At 52.4% G+C, this 21,374-nt stretch carries 23 protein-coding genes and 1 pseudogene; 19 read left to right on the forward strand and 5 right to left on the reverse strand.

The window, feature by feature from the left end; genetic code table 11:
• Window positions 1-7: 7 nt before the first annotated feature.
• The 3 genes and pseudogenes from gabT to csiR all read left to right on the forward strand — a co-directional run bounded on the left by gabT (window position 8) and on the right by csiR (window position 3,540).
• Window positions 8-1,291: a 4-aminobutyrate--2-oxoglutarate transaminase gene (gene gabT, locus ACFK9X_RS18390; protein ID WP_001095558.1), complete on the forward strand. Its 1,284-nt coding sequence runs from the start codon at window positions 8-10 to the stop codon at window positions 1,289-1,291.
• Between the two features lie 129 nt (window positions 1,292-1,420).
• A pseudogene (gabP, locus tag ACFK9X_RS18395) lies at window positions 1,421-2,821 on the forward strand (GABA permease).
• 41 nt (window positions 2,822-2,862) lie between these two features.
• Window positions 2,863-3,540: a DNA-binding transcriptional regulator CsiR gene (gene csiR / locus ACFK9X_RS18400; RefSeq protein ID WP_058107538.1), complete on the forward strand. Its 678-nt coding sequence runs from the start codon at window positions 2,863-2,865 to the stop codon at window positions 3,538-3,540.
• A gap of 21 nt (window positions 3,541-3,561) precedes the next feature.
• On the opposite strand, the gene lysM is transcribed toward csiR, so the two are convergent.
• Both lysM and ACFK9X_RS18410 read right to left on the reverse strand, forming a co-directional pair.
• On the reverse strand, window positions 3,562-4,011 hold the full coding sequence (gene lysM, locus ACFK9X_RS18405) for a peptidoglycan-binding protein LysM (RefSeq protein ID WP_000522406.1): 450 nt from the start codon (window positions 4,009-4,011) through the stop codon (window positions 3,562-3,564).
• 99 nt (window positions 4,012-4,110) lie between these two features.
• Entirely contained in the window at window positions 4,111-4,269 is a 159-nt protein-coding gene (locus tag ACFK9X_RS18410; protein ID WP_000508175.1) for a YqaE/Pmp3 family membrane protein, read from the reverse strand.
• Between the two features lie 182 nt (window positions 4,270-4,451).
• Between ACFK9X_RS18410 and ACFK9X_RS18415 the strand changes: the two genes are divergently transcribed.
• The 3 genes from ACFK9X_RS18415 to ACFK9X_RS18425 all read left to right on the forward strand — a co-directional run bounded on the left by ACFK9X_RS18415 (window position 4,452) and on the right by ACFK9X_RS18425 (window position 5,546).
• Entirely contained in the window at window positions 4,452-4,751 is a 300-nt protein-coding gene (locus ACFK9X_RS18415; protein WP_000137432.1) for a helix-turn-helix transcriptional regulator, read from the forward strand.
• Between the two features lie 9 nt (window positions 4,752-4,760).
• Window positions 4,761-5,288: a rhodanese family protein gene (locus ACFK9X_RS18420; RefSeq protein WP_000022011.1), complete on the forward strand. Its 528-nt coding sequence runs from the start codon at window positions 4,761-4,763 to the stop codon at window positions 5,286-5,288.
• Between the two features lie 78 nt (window positions 5,289-5,366).
• Window positions 5,367-5,546, forward strand: coding sequence for a hypothetical protein (locus ACFK9X_RS18425; protein WP_000494943.1), 180 nt, complete (start codon window positions 5,367-5,369; stop codon window positions 5,544-5,546).
• Between the two features lie 89 nt (window positions 5,547-5,635).
• On the opposite strand, the gene stpA is transcribed toward ACFK9X_RS18425, so the two are convergent.
• Window positions 5,636-6,037 carry a DNA-binding protein StpA gene (stpA, locus tag ACFK9X_RS18430; protein ID WP_151117287.1) on the reverse strand — a complete coding sequence of 134 codons (402 nt, stop codon included), beginning with the start codon at window positions 6,035-6,037 and terminating at the stop codon, window positions 5,636-5,638.
• A gap of 697 nt (window positions 6,038-6,734) precedes the next feature.
• Between stpA and ACFK9X_RS18435 the strand changes: the two genes are divergently transcribed.
• Window positions 6,735-7,124, forward strand: coding sequence for an L-alanine exporter AlaE (locus tag ACFK9X_RS18435; protein ID WP_051124498.1), 390 nt, complete (start codon window positions 6,735-6,737; stop codon window positions 7,122-7,124).
• Between the two features lie 94 nt (window positions 7,125-7,218).
• Here the strand turns inward: ACFK9X_RS18435 and ACFK9X_RS18440 are convergent, their stop codons facing one another.
• Complete coding sequence (locus ACFK9X_RS18440) at window positions 7,219-7,569, reverse strand: DUF2002 family protein (protein WP_000281304.1); 351 nt, start codon at window positions 7,567-7,569, stop codon at window positions 7,219-7,221.
• A 161-nt stretch (window positions 7,570-7,730) separates the two neighbouring features.
• Between ACFK9X_RS18440 and ACFK9X_RS18445 the strand changes: the two genes are divergently transcribed.
• A complete protein-coding gene (locus tag ACFK9X_RS18445) occupies window positions 7,731-8,057 on the forward strand; it encodes a DUF883 domain-containing protein (RefSeq protein ID WP_001519557.1) in 327 nt (108 codons plus the stop codon).
• Window positions 8,058-8,140: 83 nt separating this feature from the next.
• Here the strand turns inward: ACFK9X_RS18445 and ACFK9X_RS18450 are convergent, their stop codons facing one another.
• A complete protein-coding gene (locus tag ACFK9X_RS18450) occupies window positions 8,141-9,475 on the reverse strand; it encodes a PLP-dependent aminotransferase family protein (RefSeq protein ID WP_001138466.1) in 1,335 nt (444 codons plus the stop codon).
• Between the two features lie 88 nt (window positions 9,476-9,563).
• Here ACFK9X_RS18450 and ACFK9X_RS18455 point away from each other — a divergent pair, with 88 nt between their 5' ends.
• The 11 genes from ACFK9X_RS18455 (at window position 9,564) to emrA (ending at window position 21,360) form a co-directional block, all read left to right on the forward strand.
• Entirely contained in the window at window positions 9,564-9,995 is a 432-nt protein-coding gene (locus ACFK9X_RS18455; RefSeq protein WP_000209815.1) for a carboxymuconolactone decarboxylase family protein, read from the forward strand.
• A 271-nt stretch (window positions 9,996-10,266) separates the two neighbouring features.
• Window positions 10,267-10,512, forward strand: coding sequence for a glutaredoxin-like protein NrdH (nrdH, locus tag ACFK9X_RS18460; protein WP_000028873.1), 246 nt, complete (start codon window positions 10,267-10,269; stop codon window positions 10,510-10,512).
• Window positions 10,509-10,919 carry a class Ib ribonucleoside-diphosphate reductase assembly flavoprotein NrdI gene (gene nrdI / locus ACFK9X_RS18465; RefSeq protein ID WP_001275401.1) on the forward strand — a complete coding sequence of 137 codons (411 nt, stop codon included), beginning with the start codon at window positions 10,509-10,511 and terminating at the stop codon, window positions 10,917-10,919. Before nrdH ends, nrdI begins: the two co-directional genes overlap by 4 nt.
• Window positions 10,892-13,036 carry a class 1b ribonucleoside-diphosphate reductase subunit alpha gene (nrdE, locus tag ACFK9X_RS18470; protein ID WP_151117290.1) on the forward strand — a complete coding sequence of 715 codons (2,145 nt, stop codon included), beginning with the start codon at window positions 10,892-10,894 and terminating at the stop codon, window positions 13,034-13,036. The genes nrdI and nrdE overlap by 28 nt, the downstream gene beginning before the upstream one ends.
• A gap of 10 nt (window positions 13,037-13,046) precedes the next feature.
• The gene (gene nrdF / locus ACFK9X_RS18475) at window positions 13,047-14,006 is read left to right on the forward strand and encodes a class 1b ribonucleoside-diphosphate reductase subunit beta (RefSeq protein ID WP_151117292.1); all 960 of its coding nucleotides are present in this window, start codon (window positions 13,047-13,049) and stop codon (window positions 14,004-14,006) included.
• Window positions 14,007-14,360: 354 nt separating this feature from the next.
• Window positions 14,361-15,563, forward strand: a complete 1,203-nt coding sequence (proV, locus tag ACFK9X_RS18480) for a glycine betaine/L-proline ABC transporter ATP-binding protein ProV (RefSeq protein ID WP_000985529.1) — start codon at window positions 14,361-14,363, stop codon at window positions 15,561-15,563.
• Window positions 15,556-16,620: a glycine betaine/L-proline ABC transporter permease ProW gene (gene proW / locus ACFK9X_RS18485; RefSeq protein ID WP_000775023.1), complete on the forward strand. Its 1,065-nt coding sequence runs from the start codon at window positions 15,556-15,558 to the stop codon at window positions 16,618-16,620. Before proV ends, proW begins: the two co-directional genes overlap by 8 nt.
• A gap of 69 nt (window positions 16,621-16,689) precedes the next feature.
• Window positions 16,690-17,685 (forward strand): glycine betaine/L-proline ABC transporter substrate-binding protein ProX, encoded by a 996-nt coding sequence (gene proX, locus ACFK9X_RS18490; protein ID WP_021000684.1) that lies wholly within the window; start codon window positions 16,690-16,692, stop codon window positions 17,683-17,685.
• A gap of 164 nt (window positions 17,686-17,849) precedes the next feature.
• Complete coding sequence (locus ACFK9X_RS18495; protein WP_000165758.1) at window positions 17,850-19,034, forward strand: MFS transporter; 1,185 nt, start codon at window positions 17,850-17,852, stop codon at window positions 19,032-19,034.
• A 496-nt stretch (window positions 19,035-19,530) separates the two neighbouring features.
• A complete protein-coding gene (mprA, locus tag ACFK9X_RS18500; protein WP_000378431.1) occupies window positions 19,531-20,061 on the forward strand; it encodes a transcriptional repressor MprA in 531 nt (176 codons plus the stop codon).
• A gap of 126 nt (window positions 20,062-20,187) precedes the next feature.
• Window positions 20,188-21,360: a multidrug efflux MFS transporter periplasmic adaptor subunit EmrA gene (gene emrA / locus ACFK9X_RS18505; protein WP_001275605.1), complete on the forward strand. Its 1,173-nt coding sequence runs from the start codon at window positions 20,188-20,190 to the stop codon at window positions 21,358-21,360.
• Window positions 21,361-21,374: the final 14 nt, after the last annotated feature.

Genomic DNA, 21,374 nt, shown 5'->3' on the forward strand with positions numbered 1-21,374 from the left:
GTCGCTAATGAATACCAATAACGCTTTAATGCAGCGCCGTCATAACGCTGTTCCTCGCGGCGTGGGGCAGATTCACCCGATTTTCGCCGAGCGGGCGGAAAATTGTCGGGTGTGGGATGTCGAAGGCCGTGAGTATCTCGATTTCGCGGGCGGCATTGCCGTCCTGAACACCGGTCATTTACATCCGGGCATTGTTTCAGCGGTCGAAGCGCAGTTGAAGAAATTGTCGCATACCTGTTTTCAGGTGCTGGCCTATGAACCGTACCTGGCGTTGTGCGAACGCATGAACCAGAAGGTACCGGGCGATTTCGCCAAAAAAACGTTGCTGGTCACGACCGGTTCAGAAGCGGTTGAAAACGCGGTGAAAATCGCCCGCGCGGCGACAAAACGCAGCGGCGCTATCGCGTTTAGCGGCGCTTACCACGGTCGTACCCACTACACGCTCTCTCTGACCGGGAAAGTACACCCGTACTCTGCTGGTATGGGATTGATGCCAGGCCATGTCTACCGCGCGCTTTATCCTTGCCCGCTACACAACATCAGCGACGACGACGCGATCGCCAGCATTGAACGCATCTTTAAAAATGATGCCGCGCCGGAAGATATCGCCGCCATTATTATTGAGCCGGTACAGGGCGAAGGCGGATTTTACGCCGCCTCTCCCGCGTTTATGCAGCGACTGCGCGCGCTATGCGACCAACACGGCATTATGTTGATTGCCGACGAAGTGCAAAGCGGCGCGGGCCGGACCGGTACGCTGTTCGCCATGGAACAGATGGGCGTTGCGGCAGATATTACCACGTTTGCGAAATCGATCGCCGGCGGCTTTCCGCTGGCAGGCGTTACCGGCCGGGCAGACGTGATGGACGCTATCGCGCCGGGCGGTCTGGGCGGCACCTATGCCGGAAACCCGATTGCCTGCGCCGCCGCGCTGGCGGTACTGGACATTTTTGAGCAGGAAAATCTACTGCAAAAGGCGAATACGCTTGGCAAAACGCTGCGCGATGGCCTGATGGAGATAGCGGAAACGCACCGTGAGATTGGCGACGTGCGCGGACTGGGCGCCATGATCGCCATTGAGTTGTTTGAAAATGGCGACCCCGGCAAACCGAACGCGACTCTGACCGCCGACATTGTGGCCCGCGCCCGCGAGAAAGGGTTAATTCTGCTCTCCTGCGGTCCTTACTACAACATCTTGCGCATCCTCGTTCCACTCACTATTGAGGCCTCGCAGATTCGGCAAGGCCTGGAGATTATCGCCCAGTGCTTTGATGAGGCGAAACAAGCGTAATGTCCAATAAGCAGCGTCGGGTGGCGACGTAACTGTCTTATCCGGCCTACAAAAACCGTTTCGATTGTAGGCCGAATAAGCCAGGCGCCATCCGGTAAACGAGCGCAATAACAATAAAGAGGTTTTAGGATGGGGCAATTGTCAGAATCACATGCATTAGGGGGCGGGCTGAAATCACGCCACGTCACCATGTTATCGATCGCCGGCGTCATCGGCGCCAGCCTGTTTGTCGGTTCCAGCGTGGCGATTGCAGAGGCCGGCCCTGCGGTACTGCTGGCCTATCTGTTCGCAGGACTTTTAGTCGTCATGATTATGCGAATGCTGGCTGAAATGGCCGTCGCCACGCCGGATACCGGTTCTTTTTCCACCTATGCGGATAAAGCGATCGGCCCCTGGGCCGGGTATACCATCGGCTGGTTATACGGGTGGTTTTGGGTGCTGGTTATTCCGCTGGAGGCCAATATTGCCGCCATTATTCTGAATTCATGGATACCGGGTATTCCGGTGTGGCTATTTTCATTAGTGATTACGCTTGCCTTAACCGGAAGCAATTTATTGAGCGTCAAAAATTACGGCGAGTTCGAATTCTGGCTGGCGCTATGTAAAGTAATTGCCATTCTGGCGTTTATCGCGCTGGGCGCGACGGCGATTAGCGGTTTTTATCCGTATGCCGAGGTAAGCGGTATCTCCCGGCTATGGGATCACGGTGGTTTTATGCCTAACGGCTTCGGCGCGGTGTTAAGCGCCATGTTGATCACCATGTTCTCTTTTATGGGCGCGGAAATCGTCACTATTGCTGCCGCGGAATCCGATACGCCGGATAAACATATCGTACGCGCCACCAATTCTGTTATCTGGCGAATTTCCATCTTTTACCTGTGTTCCATTTTTGTGGTGGTGGCGCTGATCCCGTGGAATATGCCGGGTCTGAAAAGCGTAGGTTCGTACCGTTCGGTACTGGAGCTGCTTCATATTCCGCACGCAAAATTCATTATGGACTGCGTGATTTTGTTGTCGGTGACCAGTTGTCTGAACTCCGCATTATATACCGCCTCCCGGATGCTCTATTCCCTTAGCCGCCGCGGCGATGCGCCTGCGATAATGGGAAAAACTAACCGTAGCAAAACGCCCTGGGTAGCGGTTCTCCTCTCTACCGGCGCGGCCTTTTTAACCGTTATCGTCAATTATTACGCCCCGGCAAAAGTGTTTAAATTTCTTATCGACAGTTCCGGCGCCATCGCGCTGCTGGTCTATCTGGTGATTGCGATTTCGCAATTGCGGATGCGTAAAATTCTGCTGGCGCAGGGCGGAGAAATTAAGCTGAAAATGTGGCTTTATCCGTGGCTCACCTGACTGGTTATCGGCTTTATCTGCTTTGTCCTGGTGGTGATGCTGTTTCGACCGGCACAGCAACTAGAAGTCATTTCGACCGGGCTGTTAGGGCTGGGCATAATAGGTACTGTCCCCATTATGTCTCGCTGGAAAAAACTGATAAGGTGGCAAAAAGCCCCCCTGCAAAACCTACGTTAGTTATTCCCGGCGTCAGCCGGGAAGCTTCTCAGGAGTAAAAGATGACCGCCCTTTCCCAACCGACGGCCATAGATGGCTATCGCTGGCTTAAAAATGACATTATTCGCGGCACTTATCAGCCGGATGAGAAACTGCGGATGAGTTTATTAACCGCCCGCTATGCGCTTGGCGTAGGGCCGCTGCGCGAGGCGCTGTCACAACTGGTGGCGGAACGGCTGGTCACCGTGGTGAATCAAAAAGGCTATCGCGTGGCGTCCATGTCAGAGGCGGAACTCCTCGATATTTTTGACGCGCGCGCCAATATGGAAGCGATGCTGGTACGCCTGGCGATTGAACGCGGCGATGATGCGTGGGAGGCGGAGATCCTGGCGCGAGCGCATATGCTCAACAAACTGGAAGCCAGCGATGCCAGTGAACATATGCTCGATGAATGGGATCAGCGCCACCAGGCGTTCCATTCCGCCATTGTCGCCGGGTGCGGCTCCCACTATCTGCTACAGATGCGCGAACGCTTATTTGACCTGGCGGCCCGCTACCGCTTTATTTGGTTACGTGAAACCGTTCTGTCCGTCGAGATGCTGGAAGATAAACATATCCAGCATCACACGCTAACCGAAGCGATACTGGCGCGCGAGGCGGCACGCGCCAGCGAATTAATGCGTCAGCATTTGCTGACGCCGATTCCCATTATTCGCCAGGCGATGGCAGGGAAAATGTAGCCTGGCGCGACCTGATAGCCATTATTCTTCAGGAATACGCAACACTTGTCCCGGATATATTTTTTCCGGGCTTTTCAGCATCGGTTTATTTGCCTCGAAAATTTTATTATACAGATTGGCGTTACCATACACTTGCTTTGAAATAGCGCTCAGGGTGTCGCCTGATTTTACGGTATAAAACTGACTTTCAGCCGCCGGCGTCGTGGTTTTAACCTGATCGTCAACGCTGCTAATCCCGGCGATATTCCCCACGGCAACCAGAATTTTTTCTTTTGCCTCCTGACTCAGCCCATCACCCGTCACTGTCGCTTTTCCATCAGCTATTTGCACATTCACTTTGTCAGCGTCGGGTATTCCCGTTTTATTTAAATGTTCCTGGACTTTTTTCGCCTGATCGTCCTTATCATGATTAGCGGTTACCGCGTCCCAGAGTTTTTCACCTGCATCTTTTACAAAATTGAAAAGTCCCATATTCACCTCGCTTGTCAAAAATACACACAAAGAAAAGTGTAGCAGAGGGAATGAGGTTATCCTGATAAGCGGCGCTTATGCGCCGCCGGTGGCCGGTAATTAATGACGCATCTGAACCCAAAATGCGTGGATAAGCCCCGGAATATATCCGAGTAATGTCAGCAGGATATTAAGGATAAATGCCCAACCGAACCCTTTTCCTAAAAGTACGCCGAGCGGAGGCAAAATAATCGTAAATACAATTCTCCAGAAACCCATATACACTCCATACAAGCAAAATTAGTCATTGTTTAAAAAGAGATTTTATCTCTAAGCATAGTCAGTTTACCTGAGCCTGCCAGTCACGCGCCGCGCTTTTACCCTCCTTTACGCTTTTTACGCTGGCATCAGGTTGACGTTTATTTTAGAATTAACTAAATTTAGAAAATACTTAAATAACTATGACAGAGCTTGAACAACTTCAGGCCAGCGCAGAACAGGCGGCGGCCCTGCTCAAAGCGATGAGCCACCCAAAAAGATTACTGATTTTATGTATGCTTTGCGGTTCGCCAAAAACCAGCGCAGGCGAACTGGCGCGCATTACCGGGCTAAGCCCCTCCGCGACGTCGCAACATCTGGCGCGGATGCGGGAAGAAGGGCTGATTGATAGTCAACGCGATGCCCAGCGCATTCACTATTTCATTAAAAATGAGGCGGTTAATACGATTATCGCCACGTTAAAGAATCTCTATTGTCCATAAGGAGGCACGATGTCCATTGGGATAGTTTCCCCCCGTGAGGCGCAAGCGCTGATAGCGCAAGGCGCGAAACTGATTGATGTACGCGACGCCGACGAATATCTGCGCGAGCATATTCCACATGCGCAACTGGCGCCGCTTTCCCGGCTTGAACAGGGCGATTTGCCCGCCAACCTGCGAGCGGAACAGATTATTTTTCACTGTCAGTCAGGTAAACGAACCAGCAGCAATGCAGCAAAACTACAAGCCATTGCCGCCCCAGCTCAGGTCAGTCTACTGGAAGGCGGTATCGACGGATGGAAAGCGGCAGGATTGCCCGTCACAGAAGACAAATCGCAACCGTTGCCACTGATGCGTCAGGTGCAAATCGCCGCCGGCGGGTTGACGTTGCTTGGGGTGATTCTGGGCTATACGGTCCACGGCGGCTTTTTCCTCATTAGCGGTTTTGTCGGGGCCGGGTTAATGCTGGCAGGCATGACCGGCTTCTGCGGAATGGCGCGACTACTGGAAAAAATGCCCTGGAATACCCGTACTCATTAAGCGGTACCTTCACCACACGTCGGTAAGTGTGTAGTAGACTGAAGGCGGGTTTATACCATTGTTCAACAGGAGGGCGTGATGTTCACACCAGGCGATATCGTACAGCCCCGAATGGGTGGGCCGAAACTGAAAGTGATTGAAGTCAACGAGGATCATATTGTCGCGGTACAGGTCGGTAATGAGCAGGGCGAAAAATTGATCCTCAAAGCGGCAGATGTCACCCCCTATTGCGAAGAGGGCGATTTTGGCGTGTGCTGATTTATCAGAATGAGCATGGCGCAACGTTCCCTGAGCCCCGGTTAATAGAGACAGGAAACGCAGCGCCATCTGTTAAAGGTTATCCGTGATTAGATTAAGAAATCATCCAGAGATTTCCCCGCCGCCAGCGCCTGGGCAATCGGTTTAGGCGTACGGCCTTGTCCGGTCCAGGTTTTTTCTTCGCCATTGAAATCAGTAAAACGATATTTTGCCGGACGCGGCTGACGCTTTTTAGCAGAACGCGGCATTGCTGAATCCATGGCAAATAACTCTTCCGGGTTAATACCGTCTGCTTTCATCAGCTCCAGAAAGGCATTAATTTTCTCCTGCTTCTCGGCAAGCTGGCGTTGCTGCAATTCTTCTTCTTCGCGTCTTTCTTTAGTGACAACCCTGAATTTTTCGAGCATTTCTTCAAGAACGTCAATGGAGAATTCGCGAGCAATAGCGCGCAGCGTGCGGATATTATTTAAGTTCTGTAACATCAAATTCATATCAATAAAAACCTTTTAACGCAGAAAACAAAAACTATTACAGGCGGTATTGTATGCGATTATTGATTATATTTCCAGATTCTAAAGTTCATACAGATATACTCAGTATAACTCGATTAATTATATTAATCTGTTAACCAGAAGGTTATATTCATTACCCCCTGTGTGTTTCAGGTTATTCTGCCTACGGTATATCTGTAGGTTTCCCGTTCGGCTGTTTATAGCGTATTGCGTATCTCAGTAACCACGGTGACCCTCACGGTGGCTGACCTTATACAGAAGTGAATATTTCATCACAATAAGAGATTAACCATTCAAAAATCATCATCAGAGCTTTATGCTAAACATCACCCTGCAATAGCTATAATTATGCTGAGAAAAGTAGAGCGCGTGCCGTTAGCCGAGAATACATCGCATCTGACAACATTTGGAATGTGGCTGAAAATCGCCAGAAAAACAATGCATTATAATGCATTGATTTAAAAGTAATTAATGACTAACAACAACGAAAATCTCGCTGCGAGCAAAAAACACACAATCACAGAGTATTTTATCAACAAAAAGCCTATAAATAAAAATATTAAACTAGTTTATAGTTATTATATAGGGATATACTCTATGCAAAGACAAAAGTGCTTTATGATTTCACTACCAACCATCACCTCATTCTGATCGATACGCTACAAGGAGCATTAACATGTTCTCTCCACAGTCACGCTTGCGTCATGCCGTAGCAGACACGTTTGCGATGGTTGTTTACTGTTCTGTTGTGAACATGTTGATCGAGATATTCCTCTCCGGAATGAGCTTTGAGCAGTCGCTTTCTTCCAGGCTGGTGGCGATACCTGTCAACATTTTGATTGCATGGCCATACGGCGTTTACCGCGATCTGATTATGCGCGTCGCGCGTAAGGCAAGCCCGGCGGGATGGGCCAAAAACCTGGCGGATGTATTGGCTTATGTCACCTTTCAGTCACCCGTTTATATTATCATCTTGCTGACCGTCGGCGCCGGCTGGCATCAGATAGTTGCCGCCGTGAGTTCAAACATTGTTGTTTCAATGTTAATGGGCGCGGTTTATGGCTAGTTCCTGGATTATTGTCGTCGCCTGTTTAAAGTGAGCAGCTATCATCAGGCTAAGGCGTAAGTTAACGTCGCGACTGGCATTGCCAGTCGCGCTTTTAGTCGCTTTTTTCGTCGCCAAAAAGCCCATTCAGATAACGTTCTAACGCTATTCGGGAGCTAAAGCCGTGGGGAATACCGTAATGTTCGTGGGTCTCGCCGCCTAAATAGAGCGGAAAATTTTGGTAGTGATCGCAGGTTTTAATATCCGAAGCCGGGTCAGCCAGTGATGAGCTACGGTCTTTTAATCTGGGGTGAATGATCAGCGCGGTACGCCCCATACGCGCCTCGCGGTTAACATAAACATAATTCTCGCCGCGTCGATAACCATACGTCTTATTCGTCACCACATCGACGGTAAACCCTGCCTTTTCCAGTACCCGCGCCACCTCGTCAGGTCGTAAATACATATTTTATCCTCATTCTCTTGTACTGCGGGCTTACCTTACCCGATAGCGCGTTATCAACGCTTTCAGAAAAGTCCAGAAACGCATGATATCGCCGTAACAAGCCTCAGCAGGTAAAAATATGAACTACACTGAAAGCTACATCGAAATCAATGGAGGATCATATGCTTAACAAACCGAACCGAAACGACGTCGATGATGGTGTTCAGGATATTCAGAATGATGTCAATCGATTAGCCGACAGTCTGGAAGATGTCCTTAAATCCTGGGGAAGCGATGCGAAAGACGAAGCCGAGGCTGCGCGACGTAAAGCACAGGCGTTGTTGAAAGAGACCCGGGCGCGGATGCAGGGTCGTACTCGCGTAAAACAAGCCGCCTGTGATGCGATGGGATGCGCGGATACGTTTGTGCGTGAAAAACCCTGGTGTAGCGTAGGAACCGCCGCAGCGGTAGGGATTTTTATCGGGGCGCTGCTTAGCCTGCGTCGCTAACGACGTGCGCTGCCGGATGGCGACATACTTTATGGGGCCTGCATCATTGCCGCAGGCCCAGGTCGCGCCATTCGGCGAAACGGTTACTGTATCGCCTGTCGAAGCTGCCATGCGACCTGTTTCGCCATGCCAGCGGAAGTAATATTGGTAAACGACAGTAAAATGCCCCCCTTTCCTGACGAAACCACTCGCCAACGGCTTAGCGCCTGTACCGCCAGCCCGGCCTGATTCGCTTTCGCTACCTGCGCTTTATCATCGCCTTCAACCTCAATAACCAGTTGAATACCGCCTTTCTGTAATGTCACGACAAATCCCTGTTCTGCCAGCGCCTCTTCAATCCATAACCGTCGCTGAGCATAATGTTGACGCATCTTTTTCAGATGCCGCCAGAAATGGCCATCACGGATAAAATCAGCCAGCGTGTGCTGCCATAACAACGGTACGCTACAGGGCATCAGCGACGCCTGCTGGCGGAAATGCTCAATCTGCTTTATCGGCACCACCAGCCAGGCGGTACGTAATGCCGGGAAGAGCGACTTACTGAACGTTCCGGCGTAAATCACTCGCTGCGGGGCATCCAGACTCTTGAGCGGCGGAAGCGGTTTACCGTGATAACGAAATTCGCTGTCGTAGTCATCTTCAATAATCCAGGCCTGCACATTCGCCGCCCATGCCAGAAGTTGCCGTCGGCGAGTTAACGACAGCGCTACCCCCAACGGACTTTGGTGGGCGGGCGTCACCAATGCAAAGCGCCCCTGCGGGCAATCCCGCATCCCCGCCGCGACATTCAGCCCATCCGCATCGACCGGAATCGGCGCCAGCGTAATCCCCTCCTGCGTTATCACCGGGCGAATTAACGGAAAACCGGGATCTTCCACCCACATGCTGTCTCCCGGCACAGACAATGTACGCAGGATTAGCCGCATAGAATCCGCATAACCGGAGGTAATAAATACCTGTTCCGGCAGACATTCAATGCTACGCGAAACCCGCAGGTAATCGACTATCGCCTGGCGCAAAATCGCCTCGCCGCAGACGTCGCCTAATGCCAGATCGAAGCGCGTCTGCGTGCGCAACCGACGTCCCATCACTCGCGCCCACTTCTCGCGCGGAAAGAGATCCAGCGCCGGTAACCCCATCTGAAAGGGTTTCGGTTCCGGGCTTTCTCCGGCAAAAACAGCGGGTATCGGCGGCGCCGTCTCAAACCGTAGAGCGTTGCTCACAAACGTGCCTGCCTGGCCACGTCGCTCCAGCCAGCCTTGCGCTACCAGCTCGCCATAGGCATTTTCCACCGTGGCGCGAGAAACGCCCAGTTCCTGCGCCCACGTCCGACTGGAAGGCAAACGCGTTCCGGGCGCGAGTTCTCCTTGCTCAATGGCCGTTTTTAACTGACGAGCGATGTGCTGATAGCGCGGCATATGGTCTGCTTTTTCTGTAAAAATATGGCTCTCTTTTACAGACCATTATAGTGCTACAGTGCTCGTCATCAACACGAGGAGAAACATGATGACGACGTTACGCCAACCCTATTATGAACTGAGCCCGGAGGTTTACAGCGCTCTGGTGCAGGCGAAAAACGCGCTGGAAAAGAGCACGCTTGACCCCACGCTGATGGAGCTGATTTACCTGCGTGTTTCGCAAATAAATGGCTGTGCATTTTGCCTGGAGATGCACAGCAAAGCGCTGCGTAAGGCTGGCGTGAATCAAGCTAAATTAGATGCGCTGGCAGGATGGCGGGTAAGCCACCATTTCAGCGAGCAAGAGTGCGCGGCGTTAGCCTGGGCGGAATCGGTGACGCACATTGCTGAAACCCACGCCGAAGATAATGTTTACCTGCCGCTGCTCGATCATTTCAGCGCGCGTGAAATCAGCGATCTGACCTTCGCCATCGGTTTAATGAACTGCTTTAACCGTCTGGCGATTGGTATGCGAATGTGACGCATTGTTGCCGGATGGCGCAGATGTCAGCCAACTCTGTTATGCGTCAACCTGCAGGCCGGATCGGGCGTTCACGCCACCATCCGGCAAAAATTAGCCATGCCGCCCCTACCCCGCTGCGTTCATCAGCGACGTTAAAATCAATCGAAAATTCCCATATCTTGTATGGTTGAATCTTAATTCAACTACATCTAGTATTTCGTGTATCAACACACGACAATCCGACGCGTTTCATCGCGCCGTTTTCTCATTTTAAATGGAAATACGAATCATGAGCATTACTATTTACACTCGCAATAACTGTGTTCAGTGCCACGCCACAAAGCGGGCAATGGAAAGCCGTGGATTTGAATTTGAGATGGTGAACGTCGATCTGGTGCCGGATGCAGCGGATACGCTCCGGGCGCAAGGGTTTCGTCAATTACCGGTGGTGATGGCGGGCGATTTGAGCTGGTCTGGCTTCCGTCCGGACATGATTAACCGTCTGCCCCCGACACCCCACGCGGCAAACGCATGAGCGCGCTCGTCTACTTCTCCAGCAGCTCTGAAAATACGCACCGTTTTATGCAGCGTCTGGGGCTACCCGCCACGCGTATTCCGCTCAATGAACGGGAGCGAATTCAGGTAGACGAACCGTACATTCTGGTTGTGCCGTCATACGGCGGCGGCGGGATGGCTGGTGCGGTGCCGCGACAGGTGATCCGCTTTTTAAATGATGAACACAACCGGGCGCGCATTCGCGGCGTCATCGCCTCCGGTAACCGCAATTTCGGCGATGCCTGGGGATGCGCTGGCGATGTGATAGCACAAAAATGCGGCGTCCCCTGGCTGTACCGCTTTGAGCTCATGGGCACACAACGCGACATCGATAACGTCCGAAAAGGAGTAAATGAATTTTGGCAACAACTACCCCGGAGCGCGTAATGCAGGAAACCATGGATTACCACGCCCTGAACGCGATGCTGAATCTTTATGATAAAGCAGGCCATATTCAGTTCGACAAGGACCAGCAGGCGATCGACGCCTTCTTTGCCGCCCACGTCCGCCCGCATTCCGTGACGTTTGCCAGCCAGCATGAACGTCTGGAGACGCTGGTTCGGGAAGGGTATTACGATGAAGCTGTCCTCGCGCGTTACGACCGCGCCTTCGTCTTCCGCCTGTTCGAGCACGCCCACGCCAGCGGCTTTCGCTTCCAGACGTTTCTTGGCGCCTGGAAGTTCTATACCAGTTACACGCTGAAAACCTTCGACGGCAAACGTTATCTGGAACACTTTGAAGATCGGGTGACAATGGTGGCGTTGACGCTGGCGCAGGGTGACGAAACGCTGGCCACCCAACTGACCGATGAAATGCTTTCTGGTCGCTTTCAGCCCGCCACCCCGACTTTTTTAAATTGCGGTAAACAGCAGCGTGGGGAACTGGTCTCCTGCTTCCTGCTCCGTATCGAAGACAACATGGAGTCGATCGGGCGGGCGGTGAATTCGGCGCTGCAACTCTCCAAACGCGGCGGCGGCGGCGCGTTTTTACTCTCCAATCTGCGCGAGGCGGGCGCGCCGATCAAACGCATTGAGAATCAGTCTTCCGGCGTGATCCCGGTGATGAAAATGCTGGAAGACGCGTTTTCGTATGCCAACCAACTTGGCGCGCGCCAGGGGGCCGGCGCGGTTTATCTCCATGCGCACCACCCGGATATTCTGCGTTTTCTGGATACCAAACGAGAAAACGCTGACGAAAAAATCCGGATCAAAACGCTCTCTCTCGGCGTGGTGATCCCGGATATCACCTTCCGGCTGGCGAAAGAAAACGCGCAAATGGCGCTCTTTTCGCCCTATGACATACAACGACGCTACGGCAAACCGTTTGGCGATATCGCCATTAGCGAACGGTACGATGAATTAATTGCCGATCCGCACGTGCGCAAAACCTATATTAACGCCCGTGACTTTTTTCAAACACTGGCGGAGATTCAGTTCGAATCCGGGTATCCCTACATCATGTTTGAAGATACGGTAAACCGCGCGAATCCTATTGCTGGTCGCATTAATATGAGCAACCTGTGCTCGGAAATTTTACAGGTCAATAGCGCCTCTCGTTACGACGATAACCTTGACTATACCCACATCGGGCATGACATCTCCTGCAATCTCGGCTCGCTGAATATCGCTCACGTCATGGATTCACCGGACATTGGCCGTACCGTAGAAACCGCTATTCGCGGCCTGACGGCGGTGTCGGACATGAGCCATATACGCAGCGTGCCCTCAATAGCCGCCGGTAATGCCGCCTCTCATGCCATCGGTCTGGGCCAGATGAATCTGCATGGCTATCTGGCGAGGGAAGGTATTGCCTACGGTTCGCCGGAGGCGTTGGATTTCACCAATTTCTATTTTTACACCATTACCTGGCATGCCGTGCATACTTCAATGCGGCTGGCCCGCGAACGCGGCAAAACCTTCGCCGGATTTGCGCAGTCGCGCTATGCCAGCGGCGACTATTTTACGCAGTATTTACAGGACGACTGGCAACCGAAAACGGCGAAAGTCAGGGCGCTATTTGCCCGCAGCGGCATTACGCTGCCCACACGAGAAATGTGGCTAAAGCTGCGCGACGATGTGATGCGCTATGGCATCTATAACCAAAATTTGCAGGCGGTGCCGCCGACCGGTTCGATTTCTTACATTAATCATGCGACCTCCAGCATTCATCCGATTGTAGCCAAAATTGAGATTCGCAAAGAGGGCAAAACCGGGCGTGTGTATTACCCCGCGCCGTTTATGACCAATGAAAACCTGGACATGTATCAGGATGCTTACGATATCGGTCCGGAAAAAATTATTGATACCTATGCTGAGGCCACGCGCCACGTCGATCAAGGACTGTCGCTCACCCTGTTTTTCCCCGATACCGCCACGACCCGCGATATCAACAAAGCGCAGATCTATGCCTGGCGAAAAGGTATTAAGTCACTGTATTACATCCGGCTTCGCCAGTTGGCGCTGGAAGGTACTGAAATTGAAGGCTGCGTATCCTGCGCGCTATAAGGAAAGCCATATGAAATTATCTCGTATTAGCGCCATCAACTGGAACAAGATCCAGGACGACAAAGATCTGGAGGTATGGAACCGGCTGACCAGTAACTTCTGGCTGCCGGAAAAAGTGCCGTTATCGAATGATATTCCGGCCTGGCAGACGCTGAGCGCCGCCGAACAGCAGCTCACCATTCGCGTGTTTACGGGACTTACGCTGCTCGACACTATCCAGAACATCGCAGGCGCGCCGTCGTTAATGGCAGATGCCATCACGCCGCATGAAGAGGCAGTGCTGTCGAACATCAGCTTTATGGAAGCGGTACACGCCCGCTCTTACAGTTCTATTTTTTCCACGCTGTGCCAGAAGAAAGAGGTTGATGCCGCCTACGCCTGGAGCGAAGAAAACCCGCCGCTTCAGCGTAAGGCGCAGATTATTTTGGCTCATTACGTCAGCGATGAACCGCTAAAGAAAAAGATTGCCAGCGTCTTTTTAGAGTCTTTTCTGTTCTATTCCGGCTTCTGGCTGCCGATGTATTTCTCCAGCCGCGGTAAGCTCACGAACACTGCCGACCTGATTCGTTTAATCATTCGCGATGAAGCGGTTCACGGTTATTATATTGGCTATAAGTATCAGATAGCGCTACAAAAACTATCGGCAATCGAGCGTGAAGAGTTAAAGCTTTTCGCGCTGGATTTGTTGATGGAACTGTACGACAACGAAATCTGCTACACAGAAGCGTTATATGCGGAAACCGGCTGGGTTAACGACGTCAAAGCCTTCTTGTGCTACAACGCCAATAAAGCCTTAATGAACCTGGGTTATGAGGCGTTATTTCCGCCGGAGATGGCAGACGTGAATCCCGCAATCCTTGCCGCGCTCTCGCCGAATGCCGACGAAAACCATGATTTCTTTTCCGGCTCAGGTTCATCTTATGTGATGGGGAAAACAGTCGAAACCGAAGACGAAGACTGGAATTTTTAACCTTACGGGCATGGGAAATAACGTTACATTTCCCATGCCTTTATTTCAAGCAATAGGGAGTCAAATCGCGCAAATATTACAACATGTCCTACACTCAATACGAGTGACATTATTCACCTGGATTCCCCCAATTCAGGTGGATTTTTGCTGGTTGTTCCAAAAAATATCTCTTCCTCCCCATTCGCGTTCAGCCCTTATATCATGGGAAATCACAGCCGATAGCACCTCGCAATATTCATGCCAGAAGCAAATTCAGGGTTGTCTCAGATTCTGAGTATGTTAGGGTAGAAAAAGGTAACTATTTCTATCAGGTAACATATCGACATAAGTAAATAACAGGAATCATTCTATTGCATGGCAATTAAATTAGAAGTGAAGAATCTGTATAAAATATTTGGAGAGCATCCGCAGCGTGCCTTCAAATATATTGAAAAGGGACTATCGAAAGAGCAAATACTGGAAAAAACGGGGCTATCGCTTGGCGTTAAAGACGCCAGTCTGGCCATTGAAGAAGGCGAGATATTTGTCATCATGGGATTATCCGGCTCGGGTAAATCCACAATGGTACGCCTTCTCAATCGCCTGATTGAACCCACCCGCGGACAGGTACTGATTGACGGCGTCGATATTGCCAAAATATCAGACGCTGAGCTTCGCGAGGTGCGCAGGAAAAAGATTGCGATGGTCTTCCAGTCATTTGCGCTCATGCCACATATGACCGTGCTGGATAATACGGCATTCGGTATGGAATTAGCGGGCATCGCGGCGCAAGAGCGTCGCGAAAAAGCGCTGGACGCCTTGCGTCAGGTGGGGCTTGAAAATTACGCTCATGCCTATCCGGATGAACTTTCCGGTGGGATGCGTCAGCGTGTTGGACTTGCCCGCGCGCTGGCAATCAACCCTGATATCTTATTAATGGATGAAGCGTTTTCCGCCCTCGATCCATTAATTCGTACCGAAATGCAGGATGAGCTGGTGAAATTACAGGCGAAACATCAGCGCACCATTGTCTTTATTTCCCACGATCTTGATGAGGCTATGCGTATTGGCGACAGGATTGCCATTATGCAAAATGGCGAGGTCGTACAGGTTGGTACGCCGGATGAGATCCTGAATAATCCGGCAAATGATTATGTCCGCACGTTCTTCCGTGGCGTGGATATTAGTCAGGTCTTTAGCGCCAAAGATATTGCCCGTCGCAGTCCGGTCGGCTTAATTCGTAAAACGCCAGGTTTCGGTCCCCGTTCGGCACTGAAATTATTACAGGACGAAGACCGTGAATATGGTTACGTCATTGAGCGTGGCAATAAATTCGTGGGCGTCGTGTCCATCGACTCATTAAAAGCGGCATTAAGCCAGGCGCAAGGGATTGAAGCGGCGCTTATCGACGACCCTTTAGTCGTTGATGCGCAAACCCCACTCAGCGAGTTGCTCTCTCACGTCGGCCAGGCGCCCTGCGCGGTGCCGGTTGTCGATGAAGAACATCAGTATGTTGGCATTATTTCAAAACGCATGTTGCTACAGGCTTTAGATCGCGAGGGGGGTAACAATGGCTGATCAAACGAATCCGTGGGATACCGCACAGGTGGCCGATACGACGACGCAAACGGCTGATGCCTGGGGAACACCGGCAGGCGTAGCCACGGACGGCGGCAGTACCGACTGGTTGAACAGCGCGCCCGCGCCAACCCCTGAACACTTTTCTCTTCTGGACCCGTTCCATAAGACGCTGATCCCGCTGGATAGCTGGGTCACAGAGGGAATCGACTGGGTCGTCACCCATTTCCGTCCCCTTTTTCAGGGGATTCGTGTGCCGGTGGATTACATCCTTAACGGCTTTCAGCAACTGCTGCTGGGAATGCCCGCCCCTGTGGCGATTATTCTCTTTGCGCTGATTGCCTGGCAGGTTTCCGGCGTGGGCATGGGGATCGCGACGCTGATATCGCTGATCGCCATCGGCGCGATCGGCGCCTGGTCGCAGGCGATGATTACCCTGGCGCTGGTATTGACCGCCCTGTTGTTCTGCGTCGTGATCGGATTACCGATGGGAATCTGGCTGGCGCGCAGCCCGCGCGCGGCCAAAATAGTTCGCCCGCTGCTGGATGCGATGCAGACCACGCCCGCGTTTGTCTATCTGGTGCCGATTGTCATGTTATTCGGCATCGGTAACGTGCCGGGCGTCGTGGTGACGATTATTTTTGCTCTACCGCCGATTGTACGCCTGACGATCCTGGGCATTAACCAGGTGCCTGCCGACTTAATTGAAGCGTCGCGCTCGTTCGGCGCCAGCCCGCGCCAAATGTTGTTCAAAGTACAGCTACCGCTGGCGATGCCCACCATTATGGCAGGCGTTAATCAGACGCTGATGCTGGCTCTCTCAATGGTCGTCATCGCCTCGATGATTGCGGTCGGTGGGCTTGGCCAGATGGTACTACGCGGCATTGGTCGTCTTGATATGGGGCTGGCAACCGTCGGCGGCGTCGGCATTGTGATTCTCGCCATCATTCTGGACCGTCTGACGCAGGCCGTCGGGCGCGACTCGCGTAGCCGCGGTAACCGTCGCTGGTATACCACCGGTCCTGTTGGGCTAATCACCCGCCCTTTCGTTAAGTAACTCTCCTGACGCCCGGTGACGCTACGCTTACCGGGCTTACAACGCCCTACCATAATTAAAGGAACAACGATGCGACATACTGTGATATTTGCCTCAGCGTTTGCCACCCTTGTCACCGCCAGCGCTTTCGCTGCCGACCTGCCTGGCAAAGGCATTACCGTTCAACCTATCCAAAGCACGATTTCTGAAGAGTCCTTCCAGACGTTACTGGTCAGCCGGGCGCTGGAAAAGTTGGGTTATACCGTAAATAAGCCGAGTGAAGTCGATTACAACGTAGGCTATACCTCCATCGCCTCTGGCGATGCGACGTTTACCGCCGTGAACTGGCAGCCGCTGCATGATGATATGTATGCCGCAGCAGGCGGAGACAAAAAGTTTTACCGCGAGGGCATCTTCGTCTCCGGCGCTGCGCAGGGCTATCTGATCGATAAAAAAACCGCCGAGCAGTACAACATCACCAATATCGCTCAGCTAAAAGATCCGAAAATCGCCAAAATCTTCGATACCAATGGCGACGGAAAAGCGGACATGATGGGCTGCTCGCCGGGCTGGGGCTGCGAAGCCGTGATCAATCACCAGAATAAAGCGTTTGATCTGCAAAAAACCGTTGAGGTCAGCCACGGTAACTATGCGGCGATGATGGCTGATACCATTACCCGTTTTAAAGAAGGCAAGCCGGTGCTGTATTACACCTGGACCCCGTACTGGGTGAGCGACGTAATGAAGCCGGGTAAAGATGTCGTCTGGCTACAGGTGCCGTTCTCCTCCCTGCCGGGCGAACAGAAAAATATTGATACTAAGCTGCCGAACGGCGCGAACTATGGGTTCCCGGTTAATACCATGCATATTGTCGCCAATAAGGCATGGGCGGAGAAAAACCCGGCGGCGGCGAAACTGTTCGCCATCATGAAGCTGCCGCTGGCGGATATCAACGCGCAGAACGCCATGATGCATGCCGGTAAATCGTCTGAAGCCGATGTTCAGGGCCACGTAGACGGCTGGATCAACGCCCACCAGCAGCAGTTTGACGGCTGGGTGAAAGAAGCGCTGGCCGCGCAGAAATAATATCGTTTTTTATGCCGGATAAGGCGCAGTTCATGCGCCGCTATCCGGCCAACGCAATCTCTCCTCAAAGCGCACGATTCATCACGTCACCGTTCCCCTTTATTCATCAACATCCGCTATGATTGTTTTCCCAGGAAATAATTATCTGAATCACGATTACCATAATGACGAAACCCACTCATGAGCTTAGCCCGGCGCTGATCGTTTTAATGTCTGTGGCCACAGGTCTGGCGGTCGCCAGCAACTACTATGCCCAGCCGCTGCTTGATACCATCGCGCATCACTTTTCGCTTTCCGCCAGCTCCGCAGGGTTTATCGTTACCGCCGCGCAGTTGGGCTATGCCGCTGGCCTGTTGTTTCTGGTGCCGCTCGGCGACATGTTTGAACGCCGAACGCTGATTGTCTCCATGACGTTGCTGGCGGCTGGCGGAATGCTGATCACCGCCAGCAGTCAGTCGCTTAGCATGATGATACTCGGAACGGCCTTAACCGGACTGTTCTCCGTGGTGGCGCAGATTCTGGTTCCGCTGGCCGCCACGCTTGCGACGCCCGCCACCCGCGGTAAAGTGGTCGGCACCATTATGAGCGGCCTGTTGCTGGGGATCCTGCTGGCGCGAACGGTCGCCGGACTGCTGGCAAACCTCGGCGGTTGGCGCACCGTATTTTGGGTAGCGTCGGCGCTGATGGCGCTGATGGCCGTCGCGTTGTGGCGCGGACTGCCAAAGCTCAAATCCGACACCCATCTTAACTACCCGCAGCTGTTGGGTTCTGTATTCAGCCTGTTTATTCACGATAAGCTGCTGCGTACCCGCGCGCTGCTGGGCTGTCTGACCTTTGCTAATTTCAGCATCCTCTGGACGTCAATGGCCTTTTTGCTCGCCGCGCCGCCGTTTAGCTATTCCGAGGGGATGATTGGCCTGTTTGGCCTGGCGGGGGCCGCCGGCGCTTTAGGCGCGCGTCCGGCTGGCGGATTTGCCGATAAAGGTAAATCTCACCTCACCACCACGTTCGGCTTACTGCTGCTGTTACTCTCCTGGCTGGCTATCTGGCTTGGGCATACCTCGGTACTGGCGCTGATTATTGGCATTCTGGTACTGGACCTCACCGTTCAGGGGGTACATATCACCAATCAGACGGTCATCTATCGTTTGCATCCGGATGCGCGTAACCGGCTCACCGCCGGCTATATGACCAGCTACTTTATCGGTGGCGCCGCGGGGTCGCTGATTTCCGCCTCCGCCTGGCAACATGCCGGCTGGGCCGGCGTTTGTCTGGCGGGTGTCACGGTAGCCTTACTTAATTTACTGGTCTGGTGGCGAGGTTTTCACCGACAGGAAGCCGTAAATTAAGCGGATAGTGAGCGTTTACCTTTGTTTAAGCTCCTTAGGGTGTTAAGGAGCTCCCCAGTCTGTTAAGGTTATGCTATTCATTTATCATGGTTATTTTTATACCGGTGAAGAATAATATAATTCTATGGAAAGCCCTGCATCCCCATCTGCTCCCAGGCCAATAGCGCCCGTTCAAGGATTCGAAGGTCGTTCACCGATAGCTATCCGTGATATTCCGGTGGCTTTTGCATCGGGTTGTAAGGCCGTTTACCCGGCTTTCGCCCCTCCCGCTTATCGTTCTCTCCTGATTTTTTCATGCAGGCACTCACGCTTTTCTCGTCATTCCTGGATTTGCCGCAGGCGGCGCTTTACCGGGCCCAATGTTCCCGCTGGCGTCTCAGTCTGCGTATCATTGGTTGCTTTATAGCCTGAAAGAATGATTTTGTATTAATAATACATTTACTTTATTTGTCACTGTCGTTACTATATCGACTGAAATTAATGAGGTCATGCCCAAATGGATAGTTCGTTTACGCCCATTGAACAAATGCTAAAATTTCGCGCCAGCCGTCACGAAGACTTTCCTTATCAGGAAATTCTTTTGACTCGTCTTTGTATGCACATGCAAGGCAAGCTCCTGGAAAACCGCAATAAGATGCTGAAGGCTCAAGGGATTAACGAGACGTTGTTTATGGCGTTGATTACGCTGGAGTCTCAGGAAAACCACAGTATTCAGCCGTCTGAATTAAGCTGCGCGCTGGGTTCATCTCGCACCAATGCGACACGCATTGCAGATGAGCTGGAAAAACGCGGCTGGATTGAGCGTCGTGAGAGCGATAACGACCGCCGTTGCCTGCATCTGCAATTAACGGAGAAAGGCCAGGCATTTTTGCAAGAAGTGCTTCCGCCTCAGCATCATTGTCTGCATCAACTCTGGTCATCACTTAGCACAGCCGAAAAAGATCAACTTGAGCACATCACTCGTAAACTCCTGACGCGTCTTGATCAAATGGAGCAGGAAGGCACTGTTCTTGAGGCGCTGCGCTAAAGCGCCGACCCGCTCAAAAATCCAGATTAATAACAGGAAAGCGGACAGGCCGGCACGCATTACTGCTGGCCTTTCTGACAACAGGTCGGCTCAGCCGATGTGAATAATAAGATCGTGGAGAACAACATGAGCGCAAATGCGGAGATCCAAACCCCGCAGCAACCGGCTAAGAAGAAAGGCAAACGCAAAACAGCGCTGCTACTTCTTACCTTGCTCTTTGTTATTATTGCCGTGGCATATGGAATTTATTGGTTTTTAGTATTGCGTCATATTGAAGAGACAGATGATGCTTACGTGGCAGGGAACCAGGTTCAAATCATGGCGCAGGTGTCAGGCAGCGTGACGAAAGTCTGGGCTGATAACACCGACTTTGTAAAAGAGGGCGATGTTCTGGTCACGCTCGATCAGACTGACGCCAAACAAGCGTTTGAAAGAGCCAAAACGGCGCTGGCCTCCAGCGTGCGCCAAACGCACCAGTTGATGATTAACAGTAAGCAGTTGCAGGCGAATATCGACGTGCAAAAAACCGCCCTGGCGCAAGCGCAGAGCGACCTTAACCGTCGTGTGCCGCTGGGTAATGCCAATCTTATTGGCCGGGAAGAGCTGCAACACGCCCGCGATGCCGTCGCCAGCGCGCAGGCACAGCTGGATGTCGCCATTCAACAGTACAATGCCAACCAGGCAATGATACTCAACAGTAATCTGGAAGATCAGCCTGCGGTTCAACAAGCGGCGACCGAAGTGCGTAACGCCTGGCTGGCGCTGGAGCGTACTCGCATCGTCAGTCCAATGACCGGTTATGTCTCCCGCCGCGCCGTCCAGCCTGGCGCGCAGATCAGCCCCACCACGCCGCTGATGGCCGTGGTGCCTGCAACCGATCTGTGGGTGGACGCTAACTTTAAAGAGACCCAATTAGCGAATATGCGCATTGGGCAGCCAGTGACGATTATTACTGACATTTATGGCGACGACGTAAAATACACCGGTAAAGTCGTCGGTCTGGATATGGGGACAGGCAGCGCCTTCTCCCTGCTGCCAGCGCAAAATGCGACGGGTAACTGGATTAAAGTGGTTCAACGTCTGCCGGTACGCGTCGAACTGGACGCCCGCCAGTTAGAACAACATCCGCTGCGCATTGGTTTATCGACGCTGGTCACCGTGGATACCGCTAATCGCGACGGTCAGGTACTGGCCAGCCAGGTACGAACGACGCCGGTTGCCGAAAGTAACGCACGCGAAATTAATCTCGCGCCGGTCAATAAACTGATCGACGACATCGTACAGGCTAACGCGGGTTAATCCTGAGGTGCGTG

Origin of the sequence: Salmonella sp. WC3 (assembly GCF_042932255.1) — a bacterium.
Lineage (GTDB): Bacteria > Pseudomonadota > Gammaproteobacteria > Enterobacterales > Enterobacteriaceae > Salmonella > Salmonella enterica.